The sequence below is a fragment of the Escherichia sp. HH41S genome, assembly GCF_009820115.1.
In the GTDB taxonomy this organism is placed as follows: domain Bacteria; phylum Pseudomonadota; class Gammaproteobacteria; order Enterobacterales; family Enterobacteriaceae; genus Escherichia; species Escherichia coli_F.
Window position 1 is genome coordinate 210164 of sequence record NZ_VNXE01000123.1, and the last position, 23004, is coordinate 233167.

Below are 23004 nucleotides of genomic sequence, written 5' to 3' on the forward strand. Positions count from 1 at the left end.
CGGTCCTCAAATGAAAATAAGCCCTCAACTTTATGACATGACGCGCTTATTAGCTATAATGCGCAACAATTTTCTTAGAGTAAAAGTGACGATATGAATTCTCTGTTTGCCAGTACGGCCCGTGGGCTGGAAGAGCTGTTAAAAACTGAACTGGAAAACCTGGGGGCCGTTGAATGCCAGGTGGTTCAGGGTGGGGTCCATTTTAAGGGCGACACACGGCTTGTTTACCAGAGCCTGATGTGGAGCCGCCTGGCCTCGCGTATTATGTTGCCGCTGGGCGAGTGTAAGGTTTACAGTGATTTAGACCTCTATCTCGGCGTTCAGGCGATCAACTGGACAGAGATGTTTAATCCTGGCGCGACCTTCGCTGTCCATTTCAGTGGTTTAAATGACACCATTCGCAACAGCCAGTACGGCGCGATGAAAGTGAAAGACGCGATCGTCGATGCTTTCACGCGGAAAAATCTGCCACGTCCCAATGTCGATCGTGATGCGCCGGATATTCGCGTTAACGTCTGGCTGCATAAAGAAACCGCCAATATTGCCCTTGATCTCAGTGGTGATGGCTTGCATCTGCGTGGCTATCGCGATCGTGCCGGTATTGCACCGATCAAAGAAACCCTGGCAGCCGCGATTGTGATGCGATCCGGCTGGCAGCCAGGAACACCGCTGCTCGATCCAATGTGTGGTTCCGGTACGTTGCTGATTGAAGCGGCGATGCTGGCGACCGATCGCGCACCAGGCTTGCACCGTGGGCGTTGGGGCTTTAGCGGCTGGGCGCAGCATGATGAAGCTATCTGGCAGGAAGTGAAAGCGGAAGCGCAAGCTCGCGCCCGTAAAGGCCTGGCGGAGTACAGCTCTCATTTTTACGGTTCGGACAGCGACGCCCGGGTGATTCAACGTGCGCGCACTAACGCACGTCTTGCGGGGATTGGTGAACTGATCACCTTTGAGGTGAAAGATGTCGCGCAACTGACCAATCCGCTGCCGAAAGGGCCGTACGGTACAGTGTTGAGCAACCCGCCATACGGTGAACGTCTGGACAGCGAACCGGCGCTGATTGCGCTGCATAGTCTGCTGGGCCGAATCATGAAAAACCAGTTCGGTGGCTGGAATCTCTCTTTGTTTAGTGCCTCGCCGGATCTGCTCAGCTGCCTGCAGCTGCGTGCAGACAAACAGTACAAGGCGAAAAACGGCCCGCTGGACTGCGTACAGAAAAATTACCACGTTGCCGAAAGCACTCCAGACAGCAAACCGGCGATGGTAGCGGAAGACTACGCTAACCGCCTGCGTAAGAACCTCAAAAAATTCGAGAAGTGGGCTCGCCAGGAAGGGATTGAATGTTACCGCCTGTATGACGCCGATCTGCCGGAATATAACGTTGCCGTTGATCGTTATGCCGACTGGGTGGTGGTGCAGGAGTATGCGCCGCCAAAAACTATTGATGCGCACAAAGCGCGTCAGCGTCTGTTCGATATTATCGCTGCAACCATTTCGGTACTGGGGATTGCGCCAAACAAACTGGTGCTGAAAACCCGTGAACGCCAGAAGGGCAAAAATCAGTACCAGAAACTGGGCGAGAAGGGCGAGTTTCTCGAAGTCACCGAATATAACGCTCACTTGTGGGTGAACCTGACGGATTACCTCGATACCGGTCTGTTCCTCGATCACCGTATCGCCCGTCGTATGCTCGGTCAGATGAGCAAAGGCAAAGATTTCCTCAACCTGTTCTCTTATACCGGCAGCGCCACCGTGCATGCGGGATTAGGCGGTGCACGCAGCACTACCACCGTGGATATGTCGCGTACTTATCTGGAGTGGGCAGAACGCAACCTGCGTCTGAATGGCCTAACCGGGCGTGCGCATCGCCTGATTCAGGCCGATTGCCTGGCGTGGCTGCGTGAGGCAAATGAACAGTTCGATCTGATCTTTATCGATCCGCCAACCTTCTCTAACTCAAAACGAATGGAAGATGCGTTTGATGTTCAGCGCGATCATCTGGCGCTGATGAAAGATTTGAAACGTCTGCTGCGTGCTGGTGGGACGATCATGTTCTCGAACAACAAACGTGGCTTCCGTATGGATCTTGACGGACTGGCAAAACTGGGACTGAAAGCACAAGAAATTACGCAAAAAACGCTCTCCCAGGATTTCGCCCGTAACCGCCAGATCCACAACTGCTGGCTGATTACCGCAGCCTGAAAGGAATAGTAATGTCATTAATCAGTATGCATGGCGCATGGCTGTCGTTCAGCGACGCGCCGCTTCTCGATAACGCAGAACTGCATATCGAAGATAACGAACGTGTTTGTCTGGTAGGCCGTAACGGCGCAGGCAAATCGACGTTAATGAAAATCCTCAACCGTGAACAAGGGCTGGATGACGGTCGCATTATTTACGAGCAAGATTTGATTGTCGCTCGTCTGCAACAGGATCCGCCGCGTAACGTTGAGGGTAGCGTTTATGATTTCGTTGCCGAAGGTATTGAAGAACAAGCTGAATACCTGAAACGCTATCACGATATTTCGCGCCTGGTGATGAACGACCCGAGCGAGAAAAATCTCAACGAACTGGCGAAGGTTCAGGAACAGCTGGATCACCACAACCTGTGGCAGCTGGAAAACCGCATCAACGAAGTGCTGGCGCAACTGGGGTTAGATCCTAATGTTGCGTTGTCGTCGCTTTCCGGCGGTTGGTTGCGTAAAGCGGCATTAGGACGCGCGCTGGTGAGCAATCCGCGCGTATTGCTGCTCGACGAACCGACTAACCACCTGGATATCGAAACCATCGACTGGCTGGAAGGGTTTCTCAAAACCTTCAATGGGACGATTATTTTCATCTCCCACGACCGTTCGTTTATCCGCAATATGGCGACGCGCATTGTTGATCTCGATCGCGGCAAACTTGTGACCTATCCAGGGAATTACGACCAGTACCTGCTGGAAAAAGAAGAAGCCCTGCGTGTGGAAGAACTACAAAATGCCGAGTTCGATCGCAAACTGGCGCAGGAAGAGGTGTGGATCCGCCAGGGGATCAAAGCACGCCGTACCCGTAATGAAGGCCGCGTACGCGCCCTGAAAGCAATGCGTCGCGAGCGTGGCGAACGTCGCGAAGTGATGGGTACCGCAAAGATGCAGGTGGAAGAGGCCAGCCGCTCCGGTAAGATCGTTTTCGAAATGGAAGACGTTTGCTACCAGGTCGACGGTAAGCAACTGGTGAAAGATTTTTCTGCCCAGGTTCTACGTGGCGACAAAATTGCCCTGATTGGTCCGAATGGATGCGGCAAAACCACGCTGCTGAAACTGATGCTCGGTCAGCTTCAGGCGGACAGCGGGCGTATTCACGTTGGCACCAAACTGGAAGTGGCTTATTTCGATCAGCACCGCGCGGAACTGGATCCCGATAAAACGGTGATGGATAACCTGGCCGAAGGCAAACAAGAGGTGATGGTTAATGGCAAACCACGCCATGTACTGGGTTATTTGCAGGACTTCCTGTTCCATCCGAAACGGGCGATGACGCCGGTACGTGCGCTATCTGGCGGTGAGCGTAACCGCTTGCTGCTGGCGCGTTTGTTCCTCAAACCAAGCAACTTATTGATTCTTGACGAACCGACCAACGACCTTGATGTCGAAACGCTGGAATTGCTGGAAGAACTGATCGACAGCTACCAGGGCACGGTATTGCTGGTGAGCCACGATCGTCAGTTTGTCGATAACACGGTTACAGAATGCTGGATCTTCGAAGGCGGCGGTAAAATTGGTCGTTATGTCGGCGGTTATCATGATGCCCGTGGTCAGCAAGAACAGTATGTGGCGCTCAAACAGCCTGCGGTGAAAAAAACCGAAGAAACCGCCGTGCCAAAAGCAGAAACTGTAAAACGCAGCAGTAGCAAACTAAGCTATAAATTGCAGCGCGAACTGGAGCAGCTACCGCAATTGCTCGAAGATCTGGAGGCGAAGCTGGAAGCCCTACAGACGCAGGTGGCGGATGCTTCCTTCTTCAGTCAGCCGCATGAGCAGACACAAAAAGTGCTCGCCGATATGGCTGCTGCAGAGCAGGAGCTGGAGCAAGCCTTTGAACGCTGGGAGTATCTTGAAGCGTTAAAAAATGGTGGCTGATCGCAAAATAGTCGATTTAAACAGAGACAGCTGACAACGGTAAAATTGCCTGATGCACTGGGTTTATCAGGCATGAAAACCAACACTTTGTTCGTCATCTGTAAAATAGCGCATCATTAAGGAGTACCAATGTGCGAACATCATCATGCCGCGAAGCACATCCTGTGCTCGCAGTGTGACATGCTGGTGGCGTTACCGCGCCTTGAGCATGGTCAGAAAGCGGCATGTCCCCGGTGTGGCACAACGTTAACCGTGGCGTGGGATGCCCCTCGGCAGCGTCCTACCGCCTATGCGTTGGCTGCACTGTTCATGCTGTTGCTGTCCAACTTGTTTCCTTTTGTGAATATGAACGTTGCGGGAGTCACCAGTGAAATTACATTACTGGAAATTCCCGGCGTGCTTTTTTCTGAGGACTACGCCAGCCTCGGCACCTTTTTCCTGTTGTTTGTGCAACTGGTTCCCGCGTTTTGTCTGATAACCATTCTGTTACTGGTGAATCGCGCGGAATTACCGCTCCGTTTAAAAGAGCAACTGGCACGGGTGCTTTTTCAACTCAAAACCTGGGGAATGGCGGAGATTTTCCTCGCGGGTGTGCTGGTGAGTTTCGTTAAACTGATGGCCTACGGCAGCATTGGTGTCGGCAGCAGCTTTCTCCCTTGGTGTTTATTTTGTGTCCTGCAACTGCGCGCCTTTCAGTGTGTTGATCGTCGCTGGTTATGGGACGATATCGCCCCAATGCCAGAACTGCGCCAGCCGCTAAAACCGGGCGTCACGGGGATACGCCAGGGGCTGCGTTCGTGCTCCTGTTGCACGGCAATCCTTCCTGCTGATGAACCTGTGTGCCCGCGCTGTAGTACCAAAGGGTATGTTCGTCGTAGAAACAGCCTGCAGTGGACACTCGCACTGCTTGTTACGTCCATCATGTTGTATCTTCCGGCGAATATTTTGCCCATCATGGTGACGGATTTATTAGGCTCGAAGATGCCGTCGACGATTCTCGCCGGGGTTATTCTGTTATGGAGCGAAGGCTCTTATCCCGTCGCTGCGGTTATCTTTCTGGCCAGTATTATGGTGCCAACGTTAAAGATGATCGCCATCGCGTGGCTGTGTTGGGATGCTAAAGGACATGGCAAGCGCGACAGTGAAAGAATGCATTTGATTTATGAAGTTGTTGAGTTTGTAGGCCGCTGGTCGATGATTGACGTTTTCGTCATCGCGGTGCTCTCGGCGCTGGTGCGTATGGGAGGTTTAATGAGTATTTATCCGGCAATGGGTGCATTAATGTTTGCTTTAGTCGTCATAATGACAATGTTTTCTGCTATGACGTTTGACCCGCGTTTGTCGTGGGATCGTCAACCTGAATCAGAGCATGAGGAGTCCTGACAGTATGGAATCTAATAATGGGGAAGCCAAAATCCAGAAAGTGAAGAACTGGTCTCCCGTGTGGATATTTCCTATCGTCACGGCGCTCATTGGGGCCTGGGTTCTTTTTTATCATTACAGCCATCAGGGGCCGGAAGTGACCCTGATCACCGCGAATGCGGAAGGAATAGAAGGTGGTAAAACCACCATTAAAAGCCGTAGCGTTGACGTTGGTGTGGTCGAAAGCGCTACACTGGCTGATGATTTGACGCACGTGGAAATCAAAGCTCGGCTGAATTCCGGTATGGAAAAATTGCTGCATAAAGATACCGTCTTTTGGGTGGTAAAACCGCAGATTGGTCGAGAAGGGATTAGCGGTCTGGGTACGCTGCTGTCTGGGGTATATATCGAACTGCAACCAGGTGCGAAAGGCAGCAAAATGGATAAATACGATTTGCTGGATTCTCCACCGTTGGCCCCGCCTGATGCGAAAGGTATCCGTGTGATTCTCGATAGCAAAAAAGCCGGGCAGCTCTCGCCAGGAGATCCCGTGCTGTTCCGTGGCTATCGGGTAGGTTCGGTTGAAACCAGCACCTTCGATACGCAAAAACGCAATATCAGCTATCAACTGTTCATCAATGCACCTTATGACCGACTGGTGACCAGCAATGTTCGCTTCTGGAAAGATAGTGGCATTGCGGTTGATTTGACGTCAGCGGGAATGCGTGTGGAGATGGGCTCATTGACAACGCTGCTTAGTGGCGGTGTCAGCTTTGATGTGCCGGAAGGTCTGGATTTAGGGCAGCCAGTGGCACCGAAAACAGCTTTCGTTTTGTATGATGATCAGAAGAGCATTCAGGATTCGTTGTACACCGATCACATTGATTATCTGATGTTCTTTAAAGATTCGGTACGCGGTCTGCAACCAGGAGCTCCGGTAGAATTCCGGGGTATTCGCCTGGGTACCGTAAGCAAAGTGCCATTCTTTGCGCCGAATATGCGTCAGACATTTAACGATGATTACCGTATTCCGGTACTGATTCGTATCGAACCAGAGCGGCTGAAAATGCAGCTTGGTGAAAATGCGGATGTTGTTGAGCACCTTGGCGAATTGTTGAAACGTGGTTTACGCGGATCGCTGAAGACCGGAAATCTGGTCACTGGCGCACTGTATGTTGATCTCGATTTCTATCCAAATAGCCCTGCTATTACCGGTATTCGTGAGTTTAATGGTTATCAGATTATCCCGACCGTTAGCGGTGGCCTGGCGCAAATCCAGCAGCGTCTGATGGAAGCGTTGGATAAGATCAACAAACTGCCATTGAATCCGATGATTGAGCAGGCGACCAGTACGCTTTCTGAAAGTCAGCGCACCATGAAAAACTTGCAAACGACGCTGGATAGCATGAACAAGATCCTCGCCAGCCAGTCGATGCAGCAGTTGCCGACCGATATGCAGTCTACATTACGTGAGTTGAATCGCAGTATGCAGGGCTTCCAGCCTGGCTCCGCAGCCTACAACAAGATGGTGGCGGATATGCAGCGCCTTGATCAGGTGTTGCGTGAACTGCAGCCGGTGCTGAAAACGCTCAACGAGAAGAGTAACGCGCTGGTATTTGAAGCGAAGGACAAAAAAGATCCAGAGCCGAAGAGGGCGAAACAATGAAAAAGTGGCTAGTGACGATTGCGGCACTGTGGCTGGCCGGATGCAGCTCCGGCGAGATCAATAAAAACTATTACCAGCTACCTGTGGTGCAGAGCGGTACACAAAGTACCGCCAGCCAGGGTAATCGCCTGTTATGGGTAGAGCAGGTCGCTGTTCCTGACTATTTGGCGGGGAATGGTGTGGTTTATCAAACCAGTGATGTGAAGTATGTGATTGCCAACAACAACTTGTGGGCCAGCCCGCTGGATCAACAGTTGCGCAACACCCTGGTTGCCAACCTGAGCACGCAACTGCCCGGCTGGGTGGTTGCCTCCCAGCCTCTGGGAAGCGCCCAGGACACGCTCAATGTTACCGTAACAGAGTTTAACGGTCGCTATGATGGCAAGGTCATTGTCAGTGGTGAGTGGCTGTTGAACCACCAGGGACAACTGATCAAACGTCCGTTCCGTCTGGAAGGAGTGCAAACTCAGGATGGTTACGATGAGATGGTTAAGGTGCTGGCCAGTGTCTGGAGTCAGGAAGCCGCTTCTATTGCGCAAGAGATAAAGCGTCTACCTTAATTATAAAGATTTGTAAATATGACCGTCTCCGGTATGTAGCCTGAGGCGGTTTTTTTGTTTCTAACGTGCGGAAAAAGTTGTTCCTCTTCACATTTTTTGTACAACCGACATGCCCGTGTAGCTCACAAATATGACAGTGGCGTGAATTTTGCGCATTGACGGCAGTTATGATTCGCGGTATTGCTTAACTGTGATTGCACATTTAGTAATCACTGTTTTCTTTTCCACCAGAAACCAGTATGAGGGAAACGAGGCATGAAGAGACAAAAACGAGATCGCCTGGAACGGGCACATCAACGTGGTTATCAGGCCGGCATCGCCGGACGCTCAAAAGAAATGTGTCCCTATCAGACGCTGAATCAAAGGTCACAATGGCTGGGAGGCTGGCGAGAAGCCATGGCGGACAGGGTAGTAATGGCCTGATTCTGTCTCTTTAAAAAGAAACCTCCGCAATGCGGAGGTTTCGCCTTTTTATACTCTGTCTGATTTCAATCAGAAGGCAGACGTATCCTGGAACAGACCGACTTTCAGGTCGCTGGCGGTATAGATCAGACGACCATCAACCAGCACTTCGCCATCTGCCAGACCCATAATCAGACGACGATTAACAATGCGTTTAAAGTGAATACGGTAGGTCACTTTTTTTGCTGTCGGCAGAACCTGACCAGTGAATTTCACTTCGCCAACACCCAGTGCGCGGCCTTTACCTTCGCCGCCCAGCCAGCCGAGGTAGAACCCTACCAGCTGCCACATTGCGTCCAGGCCCAGGCATCCCGGCATAACCGGATCGCCAATGAAGTGGCATCCGAAGAACCACAGATCCGGATTGATATCCAGTTCTGCTTCAACATACCCTTTGTCGAAGTTCCCCCCCGTTTCGGTCATTTTGACCACACGGTCCATCATCAGCATGTTCGGTGCTGGCAATTGCGGGCCTTTAGCGCCAAACAGTTCACCGCGACCAGAGGCAAGAAGGTCTTCTTTTGTATAGGATTCGCGTTTATCTACCATGTTCTCTGTAAGCCTTATTTTATTGAAGCACGCAGGATAGCTAACACGTGTACGCTGAACAAGTCCGATCAGTTCGGAATAAACCAGTTCAGCCAACGTAATGGCCATGGAAAACGGTGACGTCCTTCCTGTTGCGATGCTTGCGCGATACGTTCCTGGATGGTTTGCATCAGCGTCGTTTGGCCTTCGCCATCCCACACCAGATTTAATAATAACGGCAGTGCGTCAGTCACATCGTCTACTGCCCAGATGGTGAATTTGCCTTCTTCTACCGCTTTCACCAGTTCACTGTGAAGACTTAAATGGCGAACGTTAGCAGTGGGGATAATGACACCTTGTTTCCCCGTTAACTCACGTTGCTGGCAAATAGCAAAGAAGCCTTCGATTTTCTCATTTAAACCACCGACTGGCTGGGCGCGACCGAATTGATCGACTGAACCTGTGATAGCAATACTCTGATTCACCGGCACATCGGCGAGGGCGCTTATCAGGGCGCAGAGTTCAGCCATTGAGGCACTATCGCCATCCACTTCGCTATATGACTGCTCAAATGTCAGCGATGCTGAGAAGGGGATCTGTTGCTCAAGCTGAAGTTCCGACATCAGGAACGCCTGCATGATCATCATCCCTTTCGCATGGATATTGCCGCCAAGCTCCGCTTTGCGTTCGATGTCAGTGAATTCACCATCGCCAATATGTACAACGCAGCTAATGCGAGAAGGTTCGCCAAAAGCGCGCGGATGACCCGGAAATTCAATGACCGAAAGGGCGTTAATTTGCCCGATGCGTTCGCCTTCGGTTTCAATCAGGATTTGCTCCTGAAGGATCTCATCCTGCATGCGTTCAGCGAGGAAACCTTCGCGCCATTCACGCTGCTGTAACATTAAGTTTAGCTGCTCGCCGGAGAAGGTGTCGCCATCACACAGTGAGGCGACCTCTTTACACTGGCGGAGGATCCACTGCGGGCTAAGCGGAAGTGTTTCTTGTTCACCGGTGTAGCGTGCGGCTTCGCGAATAAGTACCGGCCAGGCATTCGCTCCCGGTGCAGGTAAGTGATTATGTCTGGCGGCCAATGTCACCCAGCGACACCACTGGTTTACTGACTCCGCATCGACAATCTGCAGAGTATCTTCAAATTCGCTATAAATAGCCTGCTCAGCAAGCTCTGGCTCCATCTCCTGGAAATCAGCTAATGATTCACGTTCGCCTACCAGAATGACTTTCAGCTTCAATGGCATCGAAGGCACAGAGACGGGGAGAGGGCGCGACTCATCAAACGCAACCCAGTCAAAACGCTCGCGGTTAACGATATTTTTCAGCCGCATCCACAGCAGAGGTTGCGCCAGCAGTGTACGCAAAGAGATGATGAGAATACCGCCATTTGCCTGATGCACCAGACCTGGCTGCAGGGTAATGTCACCATTAAACTGGCGCAGGCAGCCAAAGAGTTGTTCCGCTTCTACCCAGTCGGCAGCGACAACTTGCGTTAAAGTCGCAAAATTATCATCTGCACTCACTGCGTTACGTAAATGAATGGTGTGGCCGGAAACCTCATAGTGACCGCCCACCAGTTGGCCTGCATCGCTTTGTAGCGCACGCGCGGCATCGGCAATAAGATTCAGATACTCAGACTCTTCCGGGGCCTTCGCCAGCATAAAAGAGGAGGATGCTCGCGTATGCAGCAACTGCTCCAGCGCAAATTGCAGTCGCGGTTGAGTATCACTGAATAAAGGATCGTTTTCGTCAATCAAATGTGGCTGAGCAAATATTTCCTGATAGCTATCGGTATCAGGAACCAGGTCACGCCATGCAAGTTTCGTAATGGTCAAAGTTGATGTTTTTTAGTCTGTTGTCAAAGCCGCGATTATACCGTAACCGGCACTGCAGCACACGTAGAAAGCACTGACAATACTCCTGGCATGGGCGTTAAAGCTCACAGGATGGAGATTCTTTTCTTCACTGGCCTAAAAAGCTGATATTCTGTAAAGAGTTACACGGTAACATTGAGATCGCTATGAAATATCAACAACTTGAAAATCTTGAAAGCGGTTGGAAATGGAAGTATCTGGTGAAGAAGCACCGCGAAGGGGAGTTAATCACCCGTTACATAGAAGCCAGTGCCGCCCAGGAAGCCGTCGATGTGTTGCTCTCGCTGGAAAATGAACCCGTGCTGGTAAATGGCTGGATTGACAAGCATATGAATCCGGAACTGGTCAATCGCATGAAGCAGACCATTCGGGCCAGACGGAAGCGCCATTTTAATGCGGAACACCAGCATACGCGCAAAAAATCGATCGATCTGGAATTTATCGTCTGGCAACGTCTGGCTGGCCTTGCGCAGCGTCGCGGTAAAACGCTTTCTGAAACGATTGTTCAGCTGATTGAAGATGCGGAAAACAAAGAGAAATACGCGAATAAAATGTCTTCTTTGAAGCAGGATCTGCAGGCATTGCTGGGTAAGGAATAACTGTCAAAAGTCAGTTCAATTTACGCAAGGCGAAAAAAAACCCCGCAGCAGCGGGGTTTTTTACCAGACGAGAACTTAAGCCTGCGGCTGAGTTACAACGTCTTTGATGCCTTTAACTTCGATCTCTACGCGACGATCCGGAGCCAGGCAATCGATCAGTGCAGCACGCTGTTTCACGTTGTCACAGGTGTTGCCAGTAACCGGGTTGGATTCGCCCATACCACGTGCGGAGATTTTGTCTGCCGGGATACCTTTAGAGATCAGGTAATCAACAACGGACTGAGCACGACGCTCGGACAGAGCCTGGTTATAAGCGTCAGAACCGATGCGGTCAGTGTAACCCAGAACAACTACGGAACCGTCTTTCGGATCCAGGTTGCTCAGCTGGCTGTACAGCTGATCCAGAGCAGCCTGACCTTCCGGTTTCAGGGTTGCTTTGTTGAAGTTGAACAGAACGTCAGACTTCAGAGTGAAGTGCTTGGTCTGTACTTCCGGTGCCGGAGCTGGTGCCGGAGCAACTACTGGAGCTGCTTCGCCCTGACCGAAACGGTAGGAAACACCCAGGCTCAGCAGGCCGTTGTCCGGACGAGTACCGATGGTGTGTGCGTCACCGATGTTGTTGGTCCACTGGTATTCCAGACGGGTAGCGATTTCAGGAGTGATCGCGTACTCAACACCGCCAGCGAAGACCGGAGAAACACCGGTATCGTGGTCTTTAAAGGATGCGCCACCAGGTACGTTAGCCTTGGTGTCTGCACGCCATACCATACCACCCAGACGAGTGTAGATGTCCAGATCGTCAGTGATTGGGTAACCCAGTTTGGCGGTCAGTTGAACGCCCTGAGCTTTATATGCGCCATTGATGTTGTCGCCTTTGTACGGCATACGACCTAACCAGTCGTAACCCATTTCAAAGCCAACATACGGGTTAACCTGGTAACCACCAAAAGCACCTGCACCCAGTTGGTTTTCGTGGGTCGGACCATTGTTGTTGATGAAACCAGTGTCATGGTACTGGGACCAGCCCAGTTTAGCACCAGTGTACCAGGTGTTATCTTTCGGAGCGGCCTGCGCTACGGTAGCGAAACCAGCCAGTGCCACTGCAATCGCGATAGCTGTCTTTTTCATTTTTTGCGCCTCGTTATCATCCAAAATACGCCATGAATATCTCCAACGAGATAACACGGTTAAATCCTTCACCGGGGGATCTGCTCAATATTAACTCTACCGATATCTTCGGCTTATGCCGAGCACCCCTGGCGATGTAAAGTCTACAACGTAGTTGAAAACTTACAAGTGTGAACTCCGTCAGGCATATGAAAAAAAAGTCTTGTATAAGGTACGTTTAATCTTTTTTGTCAGCGACAATTTACAGAAGAAAATCGCGGAAACCGCTTCAGACAAGCCTCTGCAAGGAAAATTAGTCACGACTGAAAGCATTGGCTGGGCGACAAAAAAAGTTCCAGGATTAATCCTAAATTTACTTAATGATACAAATTAGAGTGAATTTTTAGCCCGGAAAGTTGTCTCGTTGCGTGAGAGGATGCGCTTACCGGACGCATAATAAACCCCATAGCGTTACCTTCATTTGCCGCATCAACAAGTTCAGCATGCTCTTCTTCAGTCAAATCATCTGCCAACCAACCGATCACCACACTGTAATTGCCCGTGCGTAAAGCGCGAACCATTGACTCCACAGTGTGGCAAGGGGAGAGCTGGCTAATCTGCATCACTTTCGTTAAGGGTAGCCCAGATGCCTGAACCCATTCCCGACTCAGTTTTTGTTGCGGTGTTAACCAGAGTTGCCAGCGCGATTGCTGACCGAGTTGCTGTAACAATGGCAACAGTAGAAGTTGCGTCATCATGGGCTGATCTTCGCGATAGACAACTTCACTGATAAGCCCGGCTGTAGTGTTTTCCGTAGAGACACGCGCAATTTTACTTGCTGCGGATGAGAACGACGAAGAACGATGTGCATAGCCTGAAGTGTACATAATCAATCCAGCCCCTGTGAGTTACTGTATGGATGTACAGTACATCCAGTGACGACAAAGATCAACCCTATTTTCGGAAAGAGCCTCGCAAATTTTGTCGTTAGTGACGGGAAAACATAAATTAATCTTGCCCCTTAAGAATAAGTTGCCTATTTTCGTAGTTAACGGATCCGTTAATGTGAATCATTCTTTTATGTTATGATTTTAAAAGGAATTTTATGAAAAGTCTCTCCTATAAGCGGATCTATAAATCACAAGAATACCTGGCAACGTTGGGCACAATTGAATACCGATCATTGTTTGGTAGTTACAGCCTGACCGTTGACGACACGGTGTTTGCGATGGTTTCTGATGGTGAGTTGTATCTTCGGGCTTGTGAGCAAAGTGCACAGTACTGTGTAAAACATCCGCCTGTCTGGCTGACATATAAAAAGTGTGGCCGATCCGTTACCCTCAATTACTATCGGGTTGATGAAAGTCTATGGCGAAATCAACTGAAGCTGGTGCGTCTGTCGAAATATTCTCTCGATGCAGCGCTGAAAGAGAAAAGCACGCGCAATACCCGGGAAAGACTGAAAGATTTGCCCAATATGTCTTTTCATCTGGAAGCGATACTCGGGGAGGTGGGGATTAAGGATGTACGGGCGTTACGTATACTTGGGGCAAAAATGTGTTGGTTGCGACTGCGGCAGCAAAACAGTCTGGTGACAGAAAAGATTCTGTTTATGCTTGAAGGGGCCATTATCGGCATTCATGAAGCTGCGCTCCCGGTGGCACGCCGCCAGGAGCTTGCAGAATGGGCTGACTCTCTTACGCCGAAACAGGAGTTTCCTGCGGAACTTGAGTAATCTGGCGTTGCAGACGACCAATCTCTGGCAGTAATGCAATCAATAACCCGACTTGTTGTACGACCAGAGGTTCTTTGCTGTCTGCCCGTGGTTCAAGTTGCTGCATCCGCTGTTTCAGGTCAGCTAATGCCTGATTGACGCGTTCTTCATCAGCAGGTTGATGATGTAGCGCGTCATCAACATAGCAAACTGCGTCATCAAGAAACGCCAGAATTTCAGGATTAGTTAACTGCTCCCGGTGAGCACCGAGGGCTGAGATATAGCTGGTAAACGTATGGTTAAGGCACAGCAACCGAAACGCAGCCTCGCGAATTTGCGGGGTAACGTTCGGCTCGCTGGACATATTTGACACCACCGACGCCAGTTCAGCATCACGGTTGTGTGCATCGCGGCGGGCAATACGATACGCCAGACGGTTATCACGCCCTTGATGGTATTGCTCCAGTATGGCATCGAGATAGCGACAGTTGGCCTCGGTGGCACGTTCGAGCATGCGCGGCAGATTGCGAAACTTCCAGTCAGGCCAGATGTAGCTCACCGCCGCCCACGCAATGGCACAACCAATCAGCGTATCGATTACGCGAGGTAACGCCACTTCAAAACCTTCACCCAGCAAGTTAAAACAAAGTAGCACCAAAAGTGTGATGAACATCGTTGCATGGGCATATTGCACGTTACGGAAGGCAAAAAAGAGCACGCCGGTAATAACCAGCAACACCAGCTGCCCTTCCAGTGACGGCACAAACCACAGCACAGGAATGCCAATGGCGATACCTACCAGCGTACCAATAATCCTTAACTTCAGGCGGTGGCGCGTGGCGTTATAGTTTGGCTGGCAGACAAACAAACTTGTCAGCAAGATCCAATACCCGTGATGCATTCCGGTTATCTGAATGATGGCGTAGCCGAAGCACAACACCAGCGACATTCTTACCGCATGACGGAAGAGGGCGGATTCCGGTGTGAAGTGACGGCTAAGACGCAGCCAGATATCACTCAATCCGTGCGGGCTGTCATCAGCGAGCTCATTTTCGTCATTATTATGGGGCAGTGCCTGGGCCTGTTCTGATTCAATTGTTGCCAGTTGGGCATCAATAGCGCGTAAATTGTTCAGCAAAAATCCCAGTGTTTTGAGTAAATCGGCAGGCGCGCCGTTATCGCGCATCCGCTCCAGCGCAGCATCAATATGCGTAAAAGCGCGCTCAAAATGCGGATCATGTTGATAAGGCTGACGCAGCAAAATACAGCGTGACAGTTGCTGGCACGCCTGGCCCTGCATCGACATCAGTCGCTGAAAACGGAACAGCACGTCGCTGTGGCGAAAATGTTCACGCAATGTTTGATACTGAATATGAGAAGAGCTGGCACGCTCGTGAATATCCTGCGCGACAAAGTAATAATGCAGCGTGCGACGCGTTCCCCGTTGACCACGATCGCCACGTAAGCGGGTCAGCAGCGAGAGTTTCGTCTGATTCAATGTCGCCATCAGCTGTCCGTTGGCGAGAGCCAAATCGTACAGCGGTGCCTGGCTTTCATCTTCAATATCAGGATCAAACATGCGTGACTTGAGCTCAAGGTAACGCGCCAGTTGTTCATAGCAACGCGCCAGGTTGTCCTGCAGCGGGCGGACCGGGAACAGTAGATGACCAATAAGTGTCAGGACGTTGTACCAGACGGCACCGGCCAGCAGATACATCGGCTGCTGATACCAGTGCTCATACAGTGACGTCCCCAACATAGTGTAAATGGCGATCAGTAACGCACCGAAGGCAATTGTTGCATAGCGTTGACCCAGACCGCCGAGCAAAATGAAGCCGCTGGTAGAGAGCGTTAAACCAATTGCAAATAGCCAGGGCCAGGGAAACAGCAATTCTACTGAGGCCGAGGCGATAAAAAAGCAGAACAGCGTAATGATGAGGTTACGCAAACGTCCCGCCAGCCGGTCATCGAGATCGGTCAGCGCCGCTGCCACCATCCCCAGCGTCAGCGGAATCGTCAGTTTTACATCACCCAGCCACCACGGAAACGCTGTGGTTCCACAAAGCGCAATAAAAATACGCGCGTAATACAGCCAGGCGCTGTTCCAGGTATAGCGTTTGAGCAAAGGACTTAGCATAAAGGCCATATTAGTGGATTATTCAAAACGACGACGTGCATTGGCTTCACGCGCAGCTTGCGCTGTTTCTACCGATACCACGCGACGACCGACCGGCCATAGTGCAATAGCGGCAATTTTAAAGTTCGCAATGCCGACAGGAATGCCAATGATGGAAATACATTGTGCGATGCCCGTTGCAATGTGCATCAGGCATAACCACCAGCCAAAGAAAATCAGCCAGAAAATATTCAATACCGTACCGCCAGTATTCAGCAGCACATTTTTGCCAGCCGGGTTCAGTTCATCGACATGAATAGCTTCATTGCCATAAGGCACCAGAGACAGTTTAGTGATCTCCCAGCAGGATCGTGTCAGCGGTAAGGTAAAAATCAGCACAATACTGACCAGAGTCGCCAACAGCCAGCCCAGAGTGGTGGCAAATCCGCCAAGCACAAAGTTCAGAATGTTCAAAACGGTACGCATAAAACCTCGCTTTACTGTGGTTTTCAGTAATGGGCGGCAATTGTAACGTTTTTTTGGGCTGGAGCACGTTTTCTCTGACGGTTACACTGATAAGAAATCATTTCGTGTGGATCTACAGAGTCATGGAACTGAAAGCGACAACGCTTGGAAAACGTCTGGCACAGCACCCTTACGATCGGGCGGTGATCCTCAATGCCGGGATTAAAGTCTCCGGCGATCGCCACGAATACCTTATTCCTTTCAATCAATTACTGGCAATTCACTGTAAGCGCGGTCTGGTATGGGGCGAGCTGGAATTTGTACTGCCGGACGAAAAAGTGGTGCGTCTGCACGGCACCGAATGGGGCGAGACGCAGCGTTTTTACCATCATCTTGATGCTCACTGGCGGCGGTGGAGTGCGGAGATGAGCGAAATTGCGGCAGGTGTTTTACAGCAGCAACTGGATTTGATTGCCACGCGCACCGGAGAAAATAAATGGCTGACGCGTGAGCAAACCTCTGGCGTGCAGCAACAAATCCGCCAGGCTTTGTCGGCGTTGCCGTTGCCGGTTAACCGACTGGAAGAATTCGATAACTGCCGTGAGGCGTGGCGTAAATGTCAGGCCTGGTTGAAAGATATTGAAGGCGCACGGTTGCAGCATAATCAGGCGTATACAGAAGCCATGCTTACCGAGTATGCAGATTTTTTCCGCCAGGTCGAATCTTCACCGCTGAATCCGGCGCAGGCCCGGGCAGTCGTTAATGGCGAGCATTCTCTGTTAGTGCTGGCAGGTGCAGGAAGCGGAAAAACGTCGGTGCTGGTGGCCCGTGCAGGCTGGTTGCTGGCGCGTGGTGAAGCGTCCCCTGAGCAAATTTTATTGCTGGCTTTTGGTCGCAAAGCCGCTGAAGAGATGGACGAGCGTATCCGAGAACGGCTACATACCGAAGACATTACCGCACGCACATTTCATGCGCTGGCGCTGCATATTATTCAGCAGGGCAGCAAAAAAGTTCCGACAGTCAGCAAACTAGAAAATGATACCGCTGCCCGTCATGAACTTTTTATTGCTGAGTGGCGCAAGCAATGCAGCGAAAAGAAAGCGCAGGCGAAGGGCTGGCGGCAATGGCTGATGGAAGAAATGCAGTGGTCAGTGCCAGAAGGCAACTTCTGGGATGATGAAAAATTACAGCGTCGCCTTGCCTCACGCCTCGATCGCTGGGTAAGTCTGATGCGGATGCACGGTGGTGTACAGGCAGAAATGATTGCCAGTGCGCCCGAAGAGATTCGCGATCTGTTCAGTAAACGTATCAAGTTGATGGCCCCGTTATTAAAAGCCTGGAAAGGTGCGCTGAAGGCAGAAAACGCTGTCGATTTTTCCGGCCTTATTCACCAGGCGATTGTGATTCTGGAGAAAGGTCGCTTTATCAGCCCGTGGAAGCATATTCTGGTTGATGAATTTCAGGATATCTCGCCGCAGCGTGCAGCGTTGTTAGCGGCATTGCGCAAGCAAAACAGTCAAACGACGTTGTTCGCTGTTGGTGATGACTGGCAGGCGATTTACCGTTTCAGCGGTGCGCAAATGTCGCTCACCACCGCTTTCCATGAAAACTTTGGTGAAGGCGATCGCTGTGATTTAGACACGACTTACCGTTTTAACAGTCGTATCGGTGAGGTGGCAAACCGTTTTATTCAGCAGAACCCTGGCCAGCTGAAAAAGCCGCTAAACAGCTTAACCAATGGAGACAAAAAAGCCGTCACGTTATTGGATGAGAGTCAACTTGATGCTTTGCTGGATAAGCTCTCTGGTTATGCCAAACCGGAAGAGCGCATTCTGATCCTGGCGCGTTACCATCACATGAGGCCTGCCAGCCTGGAAAAAGCGGCAACACGCTGGCCGAAGTTGCAAATCGATTTTATGACCATTCATGCCAGCAAAGGGCAACAGGCGGATTACGTCATCATCGTTGGCTTGCAGGAGGGGAGTGATGGTTTTCCGGCTGCGGCGCGGGAGTCGATTATGGAAGAGGCGCTACTACCCCCGGTTGAGGATTTTCCGGACGCTGAAGAACGGCGGTTAATGTACGTGGCGCTGACCCGGGCACGCCATCGGGTATGGGCATTGTTTAACAAAGAGAATCCCTCTCCCTTTGTCGAAATACTGAAAAATCTGGATGTGCCGGTGGCGAGAAAACCGTAGGAAACAGGTGGCGTTTGCCACCTGTGTAATATTACTTCAGACGGTCCGCGAGATAACGCTGATAATCGGGGATCAGAATATCGACCGCGTCGTTGAAATGCGGTGACTGGATAATGAAGTCTGCCGTTGCCACGTTGGTGGCAACCGGAATGTTCCATACCGTCGCCAGACGCAGCAAGGCTTTCACGTCAGGATCGTGCGGCACGGCATTTAGTGGGTCCCAGAAGAAAATCAATACATCAATTTTACCTTCTGAGATCAATGCGCCAACCTGCTGGTCCCCCCCCATTGGGCCACTCAACATCGCGTTGACGTTCATGCCGGTCGCGCGGGAAATTAAGTTACCGGTAGTGCCTGTTGCATACAGTACGTGTTGTTCCAGTAACGGTTGATGCCGTTCCACCCAGCTCATCAGCATTTGTTTGCAGTGATCGTGTGCCACCAGCGCAATATGTTTCCGCGCAGGTAAAGTACGTGTCGTCAGTTCCATAATGTACATCCGTAGTTAACTTTCCTACAGATTACTGTAAGCACTTATCGCTGCAAGAGAAAGACCGAAAAAGCCTGCGCACAGGCACAAAAATCTCAGGAAGATGGTTGTTTTTCCGCCCATTGCAGAAAAGTATTTCGCGTTTGTGGGTCAGCCAGTTTAAACCAATACTTCAGCCGTTGTTCTGTGAGCACCTGAGATTGCGGTGGAATAGCATCCAGCTCGGAAACACCCGAAAGCAGCGTACTGTCATCTGCCATCATCGTGGCAAATTGCGGTAGTGAAGCGCGTTTCGCGGATTTGTTATAACGTTCAACCTCGACCTCATAATCAATCGTTTTTGCCGTTGAGGTAATGGCGAGAATATCCAGCTTTACCGGAATCGGCGTCGCATCGCCATCCAACAATTCAAGGCGCGGCGCGGCATCAAAATGGTTAGCTTCCCGCTCATTCTCCAGGCGAGGCAGGCGAAAATTGACCTGGTTGATGAGCTGGGTATTAAAACTGACCACTAGTGGTGGGGAGATATACAGCCGTTCTTCACTATTGGAAAGATGAATCGTCTTCTCAACGCGAAACACTAACTGATGTGGTCCATTATCCAGTTCAATGCTGTCCGCACCGCGCAGCAGAGAGCTGGAAACCTTCTTGCCGTCGAGTACCAGAAGATCGACATCGGTTGAAAGCCGCAGCGTGGTGGCAAAAACGGATACCGGCAAACATAATGCAATCAAGGTGGTCACGATGCCGGTTTTCATAGGTAGCTCCTGTCAAAAGACCGCCCGAATAATAATGTGTCAAAATTTTTCTTTAATCATACTTACTAACATATAGACATAATTCCCGCTTTTGCTCTCATTCATTCGTATTAGCTGCATGGTTGGCATGTCGGCTTTGTCGTACACTTTGTTAAACAGTCTGGAGGAAATAATGAAAGAAACCGATATTGCAGGCATTTTAACGTCCACTCACACCATTGCGCTGGTGGGGGCAAGCGACAAACCCGATCGTCCCAGCTATCGCGTGATGAAATATCTACTCGACCAGGGGTATCACGTCATTCCGGTTTCACCAAAAGTTGCCGGCAAAACGCTGCTGGGCCAGCAGGGGTATGGCACGCTGGCAGAAGTTCCGGAAAAAGTCGATATGGTCGATGTTTTCCGTAATTCAGAAGCGGCGTGGGGCGTGGCGCAGGAAGCGATCGCCATTGGCGCGAAAACCCTCTGGATGCAACTGGGGGTGATTAATGAGCAAGCGGCAGTACTGGCACGGGATGCCGGGTTAAATGTGGTGATGGATCGCTGCCCGGCTATTGAGATCCCTCGCCTGGGCCTGGCCAAATAAAAAATCCCCGGAAGGCCAAAACCTTCCGGGGATTTGTTCAGGGATTAGTTACGCAGACGCGGGGCCTGAAGTTGTTTGCGGATGGTCTGCGCCAGCTCATCCATGGATGGCTGTTCAGGATGTTCATCCTGCAATTCGCTACTTAGCTGGGCTTCAGCCAGGTAGGTATGAACCGGTAGGCCGTTATCGTCCTCCATCACCACGTGATACCACGGAGCGGCGCGAAGCTCGTCATTCACCGCCAGCTCATCAGGCGACGGTTCAGAGAGCGAATAAACCGGGTCGATATCCACGACCACTCCGAGATAACCTAACAGGGAATGGCGGACCTGCTGGCCGATACCGAATTTGCTGGCAATCATAGTCACCTCCCGGGAAATCTTTACCTTTGATATAAGGGTAAAATTCCACATTTCAAGTTACATGACGCGACAGGCAAACCCTTTCAGATATAGCCCTTCCGGGTAGGTAGCGATCACCGGATGATCGGCTGCCTGACGGAACTGCTCTATAAATTGTACATCACGACCGGCATCAATTGCGGCATCCGCGATGATTTTCTGAAATAAATCGCTGGTCATCAGACCGGAACAGGAGAAAGTCAGGAGAACCCCGCCTTCATTCAGCAACTGAATCGCCAGCATGTTGATGTCTTTATAGCCACGACACGCGCCCATCAACTGGCTTTTATTCTCAACAAACTTCGGCGGGTCCATCACGATAACGTCAAATTTTTCACCGCGATCGCGATAAGTACGCAGCAATTTAAAGACATCATCACGGACAAACTCAGCCTTGCTCAGATCCAGTTTGTTCAGCTCAACATTCTGCCGTGCAATATCCAGCGCTTCCTGGGAGGTATCAACGCTGACCACCTGGCTGCAACCGCCCATCAATGCCGATACGGCGAAACCACCGGTATAGGAAAAACAGTTCAGTACGCGTTTATTTTCAACGTAGCGGCGGGTAGCCAGGCGGCTATCACGCTGGTCCAGGTAGTAACCCGTTTTGTGCCCGTGCTGAATGTCCACCAGCAGCTTCATGCCGTGTTCTTCAATCGGCAGCAGGGCAGGCGGTAGCTCTCCGGTAACGGGGCCCTGGGTCAGTTCCATCCCTTCTTTTTTACGTACCGCAACGTCGCTGCGATCGTAAATTGCACATTCCGGGTAGAGCGTTTGCAGGGCGCTAATTAATGCCGCACGCTGGTATTCCGCGCCTGCGCTTAGCAGTTGCAGTACCAGAAAATTACCGAAACGATCGATAGTAATACCCGGCAGGCCATCAGATTCTCCGGCGATTAAACGATAGCTGTCGAGGCCATCTTTTTGCGCCAGCCAGTCACGCCATTTTTGTGCTTGTTGCAAACGGCGGGTAAAAAAAGCAATGTCAATGGATTCAGAGGGGTCAAACGTCCAGACGCGCGCCCGGATTTGCGAAGCTGGCGAATAAGCGCCGCGTGCTAACCATTTTCCCTGATGATCAACAATATCGATGGTTTCACCGAGGCTGGCTTTACCTTCCATGCGGGCAACGGCCCCGGAAAAGACCCACGGATGGCGACGAAGTAATGATTTTTCGCGCCCTTTGGCTAACACTAAACGTACACTCATAATTTACTTTTCTGTCGATGCAAAGAAATGGGCGTCATTGTCCGGAGTTTTCCATGGATTTGCAACGCGTCCATTAAGGATAAGGAGAGCAGCAATGTCGAAAGTCTGCATAATTGCCTGGGTTTACGGGCGAGTTCAGGGCGTAGGATTTCGCTATACCACGCAGTACGAAGCGAAAAAACTCGGGTTAAGCGGCTACGCCAAAAATCTTGACGATGGCAGCGTGGAAGTGGTTGCCTGCGGTGAAGAAGGGCAGGTGGAAAAATTAATGCAGTGGTTAAAGAGTGGCGGCCCGCGTTCTGCACGTGTGGAACGGGTGCTCAGCGAGCCGCATCATCCCTCGGGGGAATTAACCGATTTTCGTATTCGTTAGATACATTTTACCGGTTTTGGCAGGCCAGCAATTTTGGTGGCTTGCTTAGCCGGACCTTTCGGAAACAGTCGGTATAAATAGCGGCTGTTACCTTTTTCTTCGCCAAATTTATTCGCCATCGCTTTTACCAGCATACGAATCGCCGGAGAAGTATTGAATTCCAGATAGAAATCACGCACAAAACGCACCACTTCCCAGTGTTCTGGTGACAGCGTAATCCCTTCGTTCTCTGCAATCACCACTGCCAGCGGCTCACTCCACTGGCTGCTTTCTTTGAGATAGCCTTCGGTATCCGTTTCTATCTCTTTACCTTCGAAGATCAGCATAATTATTACTACCTTAATCAGACTGGCGGCAGTGTAACAAAAAACAAAGCCCCGCATAAAGCGAGGCTATGAAA

At 50.9% G+C, this 23004-nt stretch carries 22 protein-coding genes; 11 read left to right on the top strand and 11 right to left on the bottom strand.

The annotated features are described in order from the left end of the window. Positions 1-93: 93 nt before the first annotated feature. The 6 genes from rlmKL (at position 94) to rmf (ending at position 8132) form a co-directional block, all read left to right on the top strand. Positions 94-2202, top strand: coding sequence for a bifunctional 23S rRNA (guanine(2069)-N(7))-methyltransferase RlmK/23S rRNA (guanine(2445)-N(2))-methyltransferase RlmL (gene rlmKL / locus FQZ95_RS25075; protein ID WP_001086495.1), 2109 nt, complete (start codon positions 94-96; stop codon positions 2200-2202). Between the two features lie 11 nt (positions 2203-2213). Continuing rightward, on the top strand, positions 2214-4121 hold the full coding sequence (locus FQZ95_RS25080) for an ABC transporter ATP-binding protein (RefSeq protein WP_032302808.1): 1908 nt from the start codon (positions 2214-2216) through the stop codon (positions 4119-4121). 129 nt (positions 4122-4250) lie between these two features. After that, positions 4251-5504, top strand: a complete 1254-nt coding sequence (gene pqiA / locus FQZ95_RS25085) for a membrane integrity-associated transporter subunit PqiA (protein ID WP_088541658.1) — start codon at positions 4251-4253, stop codon at positions 5502-5504. Positions 5505-5508: 4 nt separating this feature from the next. Next, positions 5509-7149: an intermembrane transport protein PqiB gene (gene pqiB, locus FQZ95_RS25090; protein WP_000445539.1), complete on the top strand. Its 1641-nt coding sequence runs from the start codon at positions 5509-5511 to the stop codon at positions 7147-7149. Then, positions 7146-7709, top strand: coding sequence for a membrane integrity-associated transporter subunit PqiC (pqiC, locus tag FQZ95_RS25095; RefSeq protein WP_000759110.1), 564 nt, complete (start codon positions 7146-7148; stop codon positions 7707-7709). Before pqiB ends, pqiC begins: the two co-directional genes overlap by 4 nt. Before the next feature lie 255 nt (positions 7710-7964). Then, entirely contained in the window at positions 7965-8132 is a 168-nt protein-coding gene (gene rmf, locus FQZ95_RS25100; RefSeq protein ID WP_000828648.1) for a ribosome modulation factor, read from the top strand. Between the two features lie 69 nt (positions 8133-8201). On the opposite strand, the gene fabA is transcribed toward rmf, so the two are convergent. Beyond that, entirely contained in the window at positions 8202-8720 is a 519-nt protein-coding gene (gene fabA, locus FQZ95_RS25105; RefSeq protein ID WP_000227927.1) for a bifunctional 3-hydroxydecanoyl-ACP dehydratase/trans-2-decenoyl-ACP isomerase, read from the bottom strand. Between the two features lie 68 nt (positions 8721-8788). After that, complete coding sequence (locus tag FQZ95_RS25110; RefSeq protein ID WP_160530918.1) at positions 8789-10549, bottom strand: AAA family ATPase; 1761 nt, start codon at positions 10547-10549, stop codon at positions 8789-8791. Between the two features lie 185 nt (positions 10550-10734). Between FQZ95_RS25110 and matP the strand changes: the two genes are divergently transcribed. Then, the gene (gene matP / locus FQZ95_RS25115) at positions 10735-11187 is read left to right on the top strand and encodes a macrodomain Ter protein MatP (RefSeq protein WP_000877161.1); all 453 of its coding nucleotides are present in this window, start codon (positions 10735-10737) and stop codon (positions 11185-11187) included. A 75-nt stretch (positions 11188-11262) separates the two neighbouring features. Here the strand turns inward: matP and ompA are convergent, their stop codons facing one another. Next, on the bottom strand, positions 11263-12315 hold the full coding sequence (ompA, locus tag FQZ95_RS25120; RefSeq protein WP_160530919.1) for a porin OmpA: 1053 nt from the start codon (positions 12313-12315) through the stop codon (positions 11263-11265). A gap of 356 nt (positions 12316-12671) precedes the next feature. After that, positions 12672-13181 (bottom strand): SOS-induced cell division inhibitor SulA, encoded by a 510-nt coding sequence (gene sulA / locus FQZ95_RS25125; protein WP_000288710.1) that lies wholly within the window; start codon positions 13179-13181, stop codon positions 12672-12674. A 218-nt stretch (positions 13182-13399) separates the two neighbouring features. Here sulA and sxy point away from each other — a divergent pair, with 218 nt between their 5' ends. Then, positions 13400-14029, top strand: a complete 630-nt coding sequence (gene sxy / locus FQZ95_RS25130) for a CRP-S regulon transcriptional coactivator Sxy (RefSeq protein WP_000839153.1) — start codon at positions 13400-13402, stop codon at positions 14027-14029. On the opposite strand, the gene yccS is transcribed toward sxy, so the two are convergent. Together yccS and FQZ95_RS25140 are read right to left on the bottom strand one after the other, a co-directional pair. After that, entirely contained in the window at positions 13992-16154 is a 2163-nt protein-coding gene (gene yccS / locus FQZ95_RS25135) for a YccS family putative transporter (protein ID WP_000875038.1), read from the bottom strand. The genes sxy and yccS overlap by 38 nt on opposite strands. 9 nt (positions 16155-16163) lie before the next feature. After that, a complete protein-coding gene (locus FQZ95_RS25140) occupies positions 16164-16610 on the bottom strand; it encodes a YccF domain-containing protein (protein WP_001261235.1) in 447 nt (148 codons plus the stop codon). 122 nt (positions 16611-16732) lie between these two features. Here FQZ95_RS25140 and helD point away from each other — a divergent pair, with 122 nt between their 5' ends. Further along, on the top strand, positions 16733-18787 hold the full coding sequence (helD, locus tag FQZ95_RS25145) for a DNA helicase IV (RefSeq protein ID WP_088541659.1): 2055 nt from the start codon (positions 16733-16735) through the stop codon (positions 18785-18787). A gap of 31 nt (positions 18788-18818) precedes the next feature. On the opposite strand, the gene mgsA is transcribed toward helD, so the two are convergent. Next, positions 18819-19277 carry a methylglyoxal synthase gene (gene mgsA, locus FQZ95_RS25150; RefSeq protein WP_000424181.1) on the bottom strand — a complete coding sequence of 153 codons (459 nt, stop codon included), beginning with the start codon at positions 19275-19277 and terminating at the stop codon, positions 18819-18821. 95 nt (positions 19278-19372) lie between these two features. Further along, positions 19373-20035, bottom strand: coding sequence for a DUF2057 family protein (locus FQZ95_RS25155; RefSeq protein WP_000847791.1), 663 nt, complete (start codon positions 20033-20035; stop codon positions 19373-19375). 172 nt (positions 20036-20207) lie between these two features. On the opposite strand from FQZ95_RS25155, the gene FQZ95_RS25160 reads away from it, so the two are divergent. Beyond that, complete coding sequence (locus FQZ95_RS25160; protein ID WP_000665218.1) at positions 20208-20621, top strand: CoA-binding protein; 414 nt, start codon at positions 20208-20210, stop codon at positions 20619-20621. A 44-nt stretch (positions 20622-20665) separates the two neighbouring features. On the opposite strand, the gene hspQ is transcribed toward FQZ95_RS25160, so the two are convergent. Beyond that, complete coding sequence (gene hspQ, locus FQZ95_RS25165) at positions 20666-20983, bottom strand: heat shock protein HspQ (RefSeq protein WP_001295356.1); 318 nt, start codon at positions 20981-20983, stop codon at positions 20666-20668. Positions 20984-21040: 57 nt separating this feature from the next. Continuing rightward, positions 21041-22231: a 23S rRNA (cytosine(1962)-C(5))-methyltransferase RlmI gene (gene rlmI, locus FQZ95_RS25170; protein WP_039020488.1), complete on the bottom strand. Its 1191-nt coding sequence runs from the start codon at positions 22229-22231 to the stop codon at positions 21041-21043. 94 nt (positions 22232-22325) lie between these two features. Here rlmI and yccX point away from each other — a divergent pair, with 94 nt between their 5' ends. Beyond that, complete coding sequence (yccX, locus tag FQZ95_RS25175) at positions 22326-22604, top strand: acylphosphatase (protein WP_000048228.1); 279 nt, start codon at positions 22326-22328, stop codon at positions 22602-22604. Here the strand turns inward: yccX and tusE are convergent. Continuing rightward, positions 22601-22930 carry a sulfurtransferase TusE gene (gene tusE / locus FQZ95_RS25180; protein WP_000904443.1) on the bottom strand — a complete coding sequence of 110 codons (330 nt, stop codon included), beginning with the start codon at positions 22928-22930 and terminating at the stop codon, positions 22601-22603. The genes yccX and tusE overlap by 4 nt on opposite strands. Between the last annotated feature and the right edge of the window lie 74 nt (positions 22931-23004).